Source organism: Bacteroides sp. 41_26, assembly GCF_949740115.1.
GTDB classification, from domain to species: domain Bacteria; phylum Bacteroidota; class Bacteroidia; order Bacteroidales; family Bacteroidaceae; genus Bacteroides; species Bacteroides nordii.
In genome coordinates this window covers 93,205-101,897 of the sequence record NZ_CATJGZ010000056.1, presented here as the reverse complement: position 1 = coordinate 101,897, position 8,693 = coordinate 93,205, and the positions used below count along the sequence as shown (strand labels likewise).

Below are 8,693 nucleotides of genomic sequence, written 5' to 3'. Positions count from 1 at the left end.
GAACTTGCGACCACACGCCCCCCAGACGCGTACTCTACCGGGCTGAGCTACATCCCGAATTGCGGATGCAAAAGTAGTGCTTTATTTTGAAATAGCAAGGGAATCGAATAAATTATTTTATTTCAAGTCTATTGTGTGTTGAAAATGAGTCAATTGCTAAAGTATAAAGGAGTTGCTAAAAAAACTGTAGTATGTTTCTTTATAAAACTTTAAAGGGTTCCAGTTTGTTTATGAAAGAATCTAAATAGCGTGGACTTTTTTTCTGTAATATAATACCAAGATTCCGGTCTTTGCTATATAAAAGTTGCTTATATTATATTTTTGTGCATTAATACATAATCGGCAAATGACAAACAAAATAAAAAAAGAGATATTAGAGATTAATGCTTTTGGTGAAGAATTCAGAATTTGTAGAAATTTGAAATATCTTCCTTTGACTACTTATCCCTCTTATACCCAGATAGGGCTGATCGTTTTTTGTTTGAAGGGCAGCGCACGTATTAATATACATGATAATGAACATTTATTGTCTGAAAATCAATTGGCTGTTTTTTTTCCGGGGCAACTTATTTCATGTACAGATATTAGTGATGACTTTTTAACGCTTACTCTCAATCTTTCGTCCACTTTTTATGATGATATTCTAAGTGGGATGCGCCGTTTTTCTCCTCATTTTTTTGTGTATATGAGAAGCCATTTCTGGTTTCCTTTAAATGAACGTGAGGTTGCTGGCTTTTATGGCTATTTTAACTTAATTTCTGATCGGGTAAAGCGGGAACAGTTTGCCTATCGGAGAGAGGCATTGATACATTTGTTGAGGTTCTTTTATCTTGATTTGTATAATACCTATCTTGATAGTTCCTTATTGATGGGAGGAACAAAGCCGGATGCCCGTAAAGAAGAATTGGCTAATCAGTTCTTTAAACTGATTATGTTATATTATAAGGAGAATAGAGAGGTGGCTTTTTATGCTGATAAACTATGCATAACTTCTAAATACCTGTCAGCGGTTATTAAAGAAGTGAGCGGGAAAACGGCTAAAGATTGGATAATTGAGTATATGGTTTTAGAGATTAAAGCTTTGCTTAAGAATTCAACTTTAAATATTCAGCAAATTGCTATTAAGACAAATTTTGCAAATCAGTCGTCACTGGGACGTTTTTTCAGGAAACATACCGGAATGTCACTTTTAGAGTATAGAATGCAGAAATGAAACAAACAAGAGATAATTTTATGTTAAAACGAAGATTTGTATATACAATTGTACTTCTACACTTCTTCCTCCTCAATTCATTTGCGGTAGGTTCGCTTGTGAAAGAGGAATGTATCCTTTTTATCAATGCTAATTCGGCTCTTTCGCCTTTAAGCAATCACATTATTAGTGAACTTATATATAAATTGCCTGTCGAATATAAAGGTATGACTATAGCATCTGAAAACCTTAATTTGATGCGGATATATGATGAACAACGGATGGATACAATCCGAAGGGATTTGTTTGCTAAATATGAAAACAGTAATCCGAGACTTATTATTATTATGGGGGGGAATACATGGGCCCTGATTCATAAAGAGTTGGAGGAGCGGTGGAAAGATACACCGGTTATTTTGTTTACAGAGAAAAACTACATCGGTCCTGTTGATGCTTATTTGCAGAAGACATCTATAACCCGTGAAGAACAAATACCAATACGAAATATTATAAAAGGGCGTAATATAACTTTAGTTTATGCACCGTTTTATGTAAAAGAAACAATTGATTTGATGTATCAGCAGATACCGAATATGAATAAGCTGATCTTTATATCAGATCGTAGATGGTTTAGTGTTCAAAATCGGCAGGAGGTAGCAGAAACTGTGGTGAAATATTTTCCGGATTTGCGATTACGCTTTTTTACTGAAGGACAGGAAAATATAAAAGAGGTAATTGATTCTCTCAAACAAGCTGATAAAAATACGGGAATATTATATTCGGCATGGGAAAACTATGATTCGTCTTCCGCTGATGTGGCGTTGTTACCACGTACCTATAAGAGGATAAATCAATATTCTGCACAACCGATATTTACATTGACTGATATGATTGGGCAGACTGGTTTGTTAGGCGGTTATTTTTCTTTGTCGAAAGATATCAGCAAAGCCATAGCCAATATTAGTCATAAGATATTAAGTGGAGTAAAGGCATCTGATATACCTGCAACGAAGGTTTATGCCGGGCCGGTTTTCAATTATGAAGAATTGCTTAGAGCTAGTTTATATCCTGACCTTTGCCCTCCGAACACGTTTTTTTATTACAAGCCTGTGAGTTTTATCGAGAAGAATAAATATATCTTGGCTACTATATTGCTGTGTGTACTTTTTGGAATAATTATCTTATTAGTACGTATCTATTTTCTGAGTAATATTCGTAAAATGCAATCAAAGCAGATTCAGCTGATGAGCAATTACAATAATTTGTTCAATGACATGCCTGTTCTTTATCTGAGGTGCAGATTGATAAAAGGAGAAGATGGGAAAGTTGATGATTATGTAATTAGCGACGTTAATCCAAGTTTTGAAAGACATTTTTATAAGAAAGAAGATGCTTTAAACAAACGGGGGAGTGTATTGAATAGTTCAGAGGTTTTTGCCAAACTAAAAGAATATATGGGGATGGCCGATCGGGAACAAAAACCAGTATCTTTTTCAATGCATGCGATGAATGGGCATAACTATGATGTACTTGTTATGGTTTCCAATCTTCCGGAAGTGGTTAATGTTTTCTGCATGGATACTACAGAACTAATTCATACACGCCAATCCTTACGAACGATTAATCATAAATTGTCTATGGCACTTGGTATTGCTGATATTACTCCTTGGAAATGGAGCTTGAAGGAGGATAATGTTTGGTTTGATAAAAGTAAGCTAATTGAAGACGATGAAAGATTTGTTGTGAAAGAAGGAGCTTTTGCTGTTCCTGTTTCACAAATTATGAAAAGTATTCATAGTGAGGATATAAAACGTGTGAAGAAGTTGTTTCAGGAACTGAAGGATGGTAAAAGAGAAAAAGTGAATGAACAGTTTCGCGTTTTTGCAGCTTCAAAAGGAGACTATGACTGGGTAGAAACGTGGGCTGTAGTTGATGAGGTGGATAAAGAGGGGCAACCACTTGCTCTTATCGGTTCTGTTTTGGTTATTACTGACAGAAAGAAGATGGAGCAAGAACTCATTGTTGCAAAGGAAAAAGCTGAAGAGGCAAACCGGCTTAAGTCGGCATTTATTGCTAATATAAGCCATGAAATACGTACTCCGTTAAATGCTATTATTGGATTTTCCAGCATACTCGATACCGTTCAAACGGAGAAAGAACGTAAGGAGTATTTACGTATCATAGAGCACAATAATCAATTGTTGCTTCAATTGGTTAATGATATTATTGATCTGTCGAAGATTGAGGCAGGAGCATTGGAACTTGTAACTTCTAATGTCTATCTGGATGACATGATGAGAGAGTTGGAAAGAGCTTTTCGTCCGAAAGCTAATACTGCTCATTTATCATTGAAATTTGATGACCAGCATGCCGAGTGTTATGTTAATGCAGATCGTAACAGGCTGATACAGGTATTGAATAATTTAATCTCGAATGCGATTAAGTTCACTGCTGAAGGAAGTGTGCATTTTGGTTTTTCCCGGTTAGATAATGGTATGCTTCGTTTTTACGTCACTGATACCGGACATGGCATCCCGAAAGAATATCAAAAAAAGATATTCGGACGCTTTGTGAAACTGAATAGTTTTGTTCAGGGTATTGGACTGGGACTCTCAATAGGTGAAACGATTGTGAAATGTATGGGAGGTGAAATTGGAGTTGAATCAAAAGAGGGTAAGGGGGCCACTTTCTGGTTTACAATACCCTATCAAGAGGTAAATTTGCAGTAGAAAGAGTAAACTACTGCAAACTTACTTATACATTAAATTTATATTCCCATACATTCCCGATAGAAATCGAACATCTCAAAGATCAGATCTTTATCAGCAGTTTGGTTAATGCTGATATCTCCGATATCTTTCAGCAAAGTAAAGTTAATTACTCCCGCTTTGTTCTTTTTATCGTGTAACATGAAAGCGTAAAGTTGTTCGTATTGTTTACAGTCGAAAGCGAAAATGCCATAGTTCTCCTTTATAAACTGTATGGTTTGTCGCATCTTGTCTTTGGGAAATCCGGCTTTAAGGTGTGACAGATACAGTTCGCAGACAATTCCCCATGCCACAGCATATCCGTGAAGAACAGGACGGTTTTCTGCGAGTGCCAGACTTTCAAATGCGTGTCCTACGGTGTGTCCCAGGTTCAATGCTTTACGTATACCATGTTCAAAGGGATCTTGTTCAACAATATTCTCTTTTACCTGTACAGATTGTCCTACAAGCTGTTTCAGATAGCTGTAATCAATACTTTCTGTATTAAAATTGAGCAATTCTGTCCAGTGAGCTGTATTGCTGATGAGTCCGTGTTTCAACATCTCCGCATAGCCAGAGAAAAAGTTTTGAGTGTCCAGGCTCCGAAGGAATTCTGTTTCGACCAGTACGCAGTTTGCAGGAGCAAATACGCCAACTTCGTTTTTTAGTCCGTTGAAGTTAATCCCGGTTTTCCCTCCAACAGATGCATCTACCATCGCTAATAATGTAGTAGGAACATTAATGTAGGCAAATCCTCTCTTGAAAGTGGCGGCGGCAAAACCTCCCAGGTCTGTTATCATTCCTCCCCCTAAATTAATGAGCAGCGAATGCCGGGTAGCTCCCTTATCACTCAGCACTTGCCATACGGAAGCCAGGGTCTCCAGCGTTTTGTGTATATCACCCGCTCCAATTGTTATTTCGATTGCATCTTTCAGATAAGATACTTCCTTCATTTGAGGCATACAAAGTCGGTGAGTATGTTCATCAGTCAGGATGAACAGGCGGTCGTACGGGCACCTTTCTATGGCCTGACCAAGACTCAACTCCAGATTCTTACATAGGATAACTTCTTGCTTACTCATAATTCAATTTGCTTTTTCTACTGCAAAAGTATATAAAATATCTTTTTTTGCTTACTTTTGTCTCATTAAAACGTCAAATCAATGAAAGCATTACTACCTGTCTATTGCCGTCCTCTGGGATATGTAATCCTGGTCTTCGCTCTTTTTATCCCTTTTATTCTCGTGATGATGGGAAAAGTGACTGATACTAATCTTCTGTTTTACAAGGAATGTACTAAGCTCCTGATGATAGTGGGTGCATTGATGATTATTTTTGCTTTATCCAAAAGTGAGAGTCGTGAGACGGAGCAAATACGTAACTCTGCTACACGTAATGCTATCTTTCTTACCGTATTGTTTGTTTTTGGCGGAATGCTTTATCGGGTAGCTACCGGAGACTTAATAACGGTAGATACTTCTTCCTTTTTGACTTTCCTCATTATGAATGTTCTTTGCCTTGAATTCGGGATGAAAAAGGCAATGGTAGATAAAATATTTAAAAGATAATTGTAGTCTCATTAAACCTTTTGCGTTGCCAATTGTCAAAAAAGCAATTGTTATTATTACAAACGCATAGGCTGATGAAAAAATTATCTATCTGGATGGTACTGTTGCTGCTATGTACCCTCTCCTCATTTGCACAAAACAAAATTATCACTGTCTCCGGACGTGTGATTGAAGAAGACACGAAAGAACCTGTCGAGATGGCAACGGTTCAATTACTTGCTCTACCTGATAGTACTCAGGCAGCGGGCATTACTACACAGAAACAGGGTGCTTTCACATTACCCAAGGTGAAAGCCGGAAAGTATGTATTGAGAATCTCTTACATTGGATTTATTACTCAGGAACTTCCTCTCCAGCTATCGGATAAGGCACCAGCAAAGAATGTGGGTACTATAACGTTGCATCCCGATGCGGTGATGTTGAGCGAAGCTGTTATTACGGCAGAAGCTCCTCCTGTGGTAGTGAAAGCAGATACTACCGAATATAATGCTTCGGCCTATCGTGTGGCAGAAGGAGCTATGTTGGAAGAACTGGTCAAGAAGATACCGGGGGCTGAAGTGGATAAAGATGGTAAGATTACTCTTAATGGTAAAGAAATTAAGAAGATCATGGTGGATGGGAAAGAATTTTTCTCGGATGATCCAAGTGTCTCTATGAAGAATCTACCCGCTAATATGGTTGAAAAGGTGAAAGCTTATGACAAGAAGAGTGATATGGCTCGTATTACCGGAATTGATGATGGTGAAGAAGAAGCCGTACTTGACCTTACCGTAAAGAAAGGAATGAAAAAAGGTTGGATTGGAAACCTTATAGCCGGTTATGGTAGCGAAGAACGTTATGAAGCAGGAGCAATGGTCAGCCGGTTCAAAGATGATGCAAGTATCTCTATCATTGGTTCGGCCAATAATACGAATAACAAAGGATTTTCTGAGTTTGGCGATGCCGGTGCGGGACTGAGCGGAGGGAATGCCGGTTCGGGTATTACTACTGCACGTTCGTTGGGTATTAATTTTGCTAAAGATACGAAGAAGGTACAGGTGGGAGGTAATGTGCAGTATGGTTACTCTGATAACGATGCTCGTCGGAAGACATCTACGGAAACATTCCTTGGAGAGCAGTCTTCATATGGTGCCAGCGAAAATACTTCCCGACGTAAACGTCATGATGTACGTGCTGACTTTCGTCTGGAATGGCGTCCGGATACATTGACCACTATTATCTTTCGTCCTAATGCGAGCTATTCTAAAACTGATTCGGAAAGTGCTTCAGGATCGGATACTTGGAACAATGTACATGATCCGGTGAACGCTAAGATAGCTTCTTCCTCTTCACATAGCGATAACTATTCACTGAATGGAAGTTTGATGATGTTTCGTCGCTTAAACAATAAAGGAAGAAACCTGTATGTAGGCGCTCGCTTTGGTTATAGCGATGGCGAAACGGACAGCTACTCAGAATCGCGTACAGAATTCTTTGAACTGGATAGTGTTTCAGATATTGCCCGATATACGAATCGTACGAGTGACAGTCGTAACTGGAGTGTATCTGCTTCTTATACCGAACCTGTATTTAAGAATCACTTCCTACAGTTTCGGTATGAATTCTCTCATCGCAAACAGTTGGCCCAATCTTTAGTTTATGATAGTATTAATGTTTATCCCTATCCGGAGTATCTGGAACGGGGATATGATAACAACTTGAGTACCCGTGTAGAAAACTTTTATGATACACATACTGCCAATATCTCGCTGCGTGGTATTCATCCGAAAATGATGTATAGTGCCGGTGTTGGGCTTACTCCCCAATCTTCATTGAGTGAAACAACTATCGGCCCAAATTCAGACAAACATTTACCTCAGCAAGATGTGCTGAATTGGGCTCCTTCTGTTATGTTCCGTTATATGTTCACAAAACAGCATGTGCTCACATTCCGTTATCGCGGTCGGAGTAATACTCCTGATATCGAAGATTTGCAGGAAGTAATTGATATCACCGATCCGATGAATTTACGCTATGGTAACCCGAACTTAAAACCTTCATTCAGCAATAACTTTATGTTGTACTATAATAAGTTCACTCCGGAAACAATGCGTAGTTTTAATCTTAATTTATCTTATTCTAATACGCTTAATTCTGTGGCTAACAAGATGACATATGATCCTCAGACTGGTGCTCGTACTTATAGGAAAGAAAATGTGAATGGTAACTGGAATACCCGGGGATATTTTTCGTTTAATACTCCATTGAAGAATAAAAAGTTTATTATATCTACCAATACGAATGCCCGTTTTAGTGATGCAGTCAGCTATACTACTGTGGGAAAAAGTAAAGATGCGAATCAGGAGCTAAGTACTACACACAACTTTGGAGCCGGACAGCGTTTGAATGGTAGTTATCGTTCCGATCTTTTTGATGTGTCACTCAATGGATCGGTTAATTACAATCTGGTGCGCAACAGCAAGCAAGAGAATAGTAATCGTGAAACATTTGATTACTATGTGGGAGGGGATACCAATATAAATCTTCCTTGGGAAATTCATATCTCAACTGATATTAATTGCCGTTTTAAGGATGGATATACCGGAGGATTCAATGACAACGAGCTTATCTGGAATGCACAAATCTCTAAGAACTTTCTTAAGAATAATTCAGCAACGCTTCGGTTTAAAATATACGATATATTGAAACAGCAAAGTAACTTAAGCCGTTCTATCAGTGAAACACAGATGAGTGATACGGAATACAATACATTGGGCAGTTATTTTATGGTGCACTTTGTTTACCGGTTCAATACACTTGGTGGTAAAGCTGCCGGACGGCGTGGTCCGGGTATGGGACCTGGTGGTGGCAGAGGTCATGGCGGAGGCTATGGTGGAGGGCGCCCCCGTTTCTAAGTTCACAGTAATTGTATAGAGAAAAAAGGTTCATGGTCCTATTATAGGACCATGAACCTTTTTTCTCTATACAATGCCAGTTTTTCTTTTCAAGATGTCCTCCTTTCCCTAGTGAGGAACGATGTACGAGATGTACATCTCGTGCAGTACCAGATGCACATGTGGAGCTGCTCAACATGTGCATCTCATACAGTACGACATGTACATCTCGTACATCGTTCCTTTATGGCTTCTTATCTGTTTGATTATAGCTTCCATTCCCGAAGTCTTAGTTGAATCTAATCTAATGAAT

The 8,693-nt window shown here is 38.6% G+C and carries 5 protein-coding genes; 4 read left to right on the top strand and 1 reads right to left on the bottom strand.

The genetic code is table 11. From position 1 onward, the window contains the following. Nucleotides 1–346: 346 nt before the first annotated feature. Entirely contained in the window at nucleotides 347–1,213 is an 867-nt protein-coding gene (locus QX565_RS05435; protein WP_221650365.1) for a helix-turn-helix domain-containing protein, read from the top strand. Between the two features lie 20 nt (nucleotides 1,214–1,233). Then, the gene (locus QX565_RS05430) at nucleotides 1,234–3,921 is read left to right on the top strand and encodes a sensor histidine kinase (RefSeq protein ID WP_289291737.1); all 2,688 of its coding nucleotides are present in this window, start codon (nucleotides 1,234–1,236) and stop codon (nucleotides 3,919–3,921) included. Between the two features lie 38 nt (nucleotides 3,922–3,959). Here the strand turns inward: QX565_RS05430 and aroB are convergent, their stop codons facing one another. Further along, on the bottom strand, nucleotides 3,960–5,021 hold the full coding sequence (gene aroB / locus QX565_RS05425; protein ID WP_221650367.1) for a 3-dehydroquinate synthase: 1,062 nt from the start codon (nucleotides 5,019–5,021) through the stop codon (nucleotides 3,960–3,962). Between the two features lie 81 nt (nucleotides 5,022–5,102). Here aroB and QX565_RS05420 point away from each other — a divergent pair, with 81 nt between their 5' ends. Next, nucleotides 5,103–5,507, top strand: a complete 405-nt coding sequence (locus tag QX565_RS05420) for a hypothetical protein (protein ID WP_002559266.1) — start codon at nucleotides 5,103–5,105, stop codon at nucleotides 5,505–5,507. A 74-nt stretch (nucleotides 5,508–5,581) separates the two neighbouring features. After that, nucleotides 5,582–8,401: a TonB-dependent receptor gene (locus QX565_RS05415; protein WP_289291734.1), complete on the top strand. Its 2,820-nt coding sequence runs from the start codon at nucleotides 5,582–5,584 to the stop codon at nucleotides 8,399–8,401. Nucleotides 8,402–8,693: the final 292 nt, after the last annotated feature.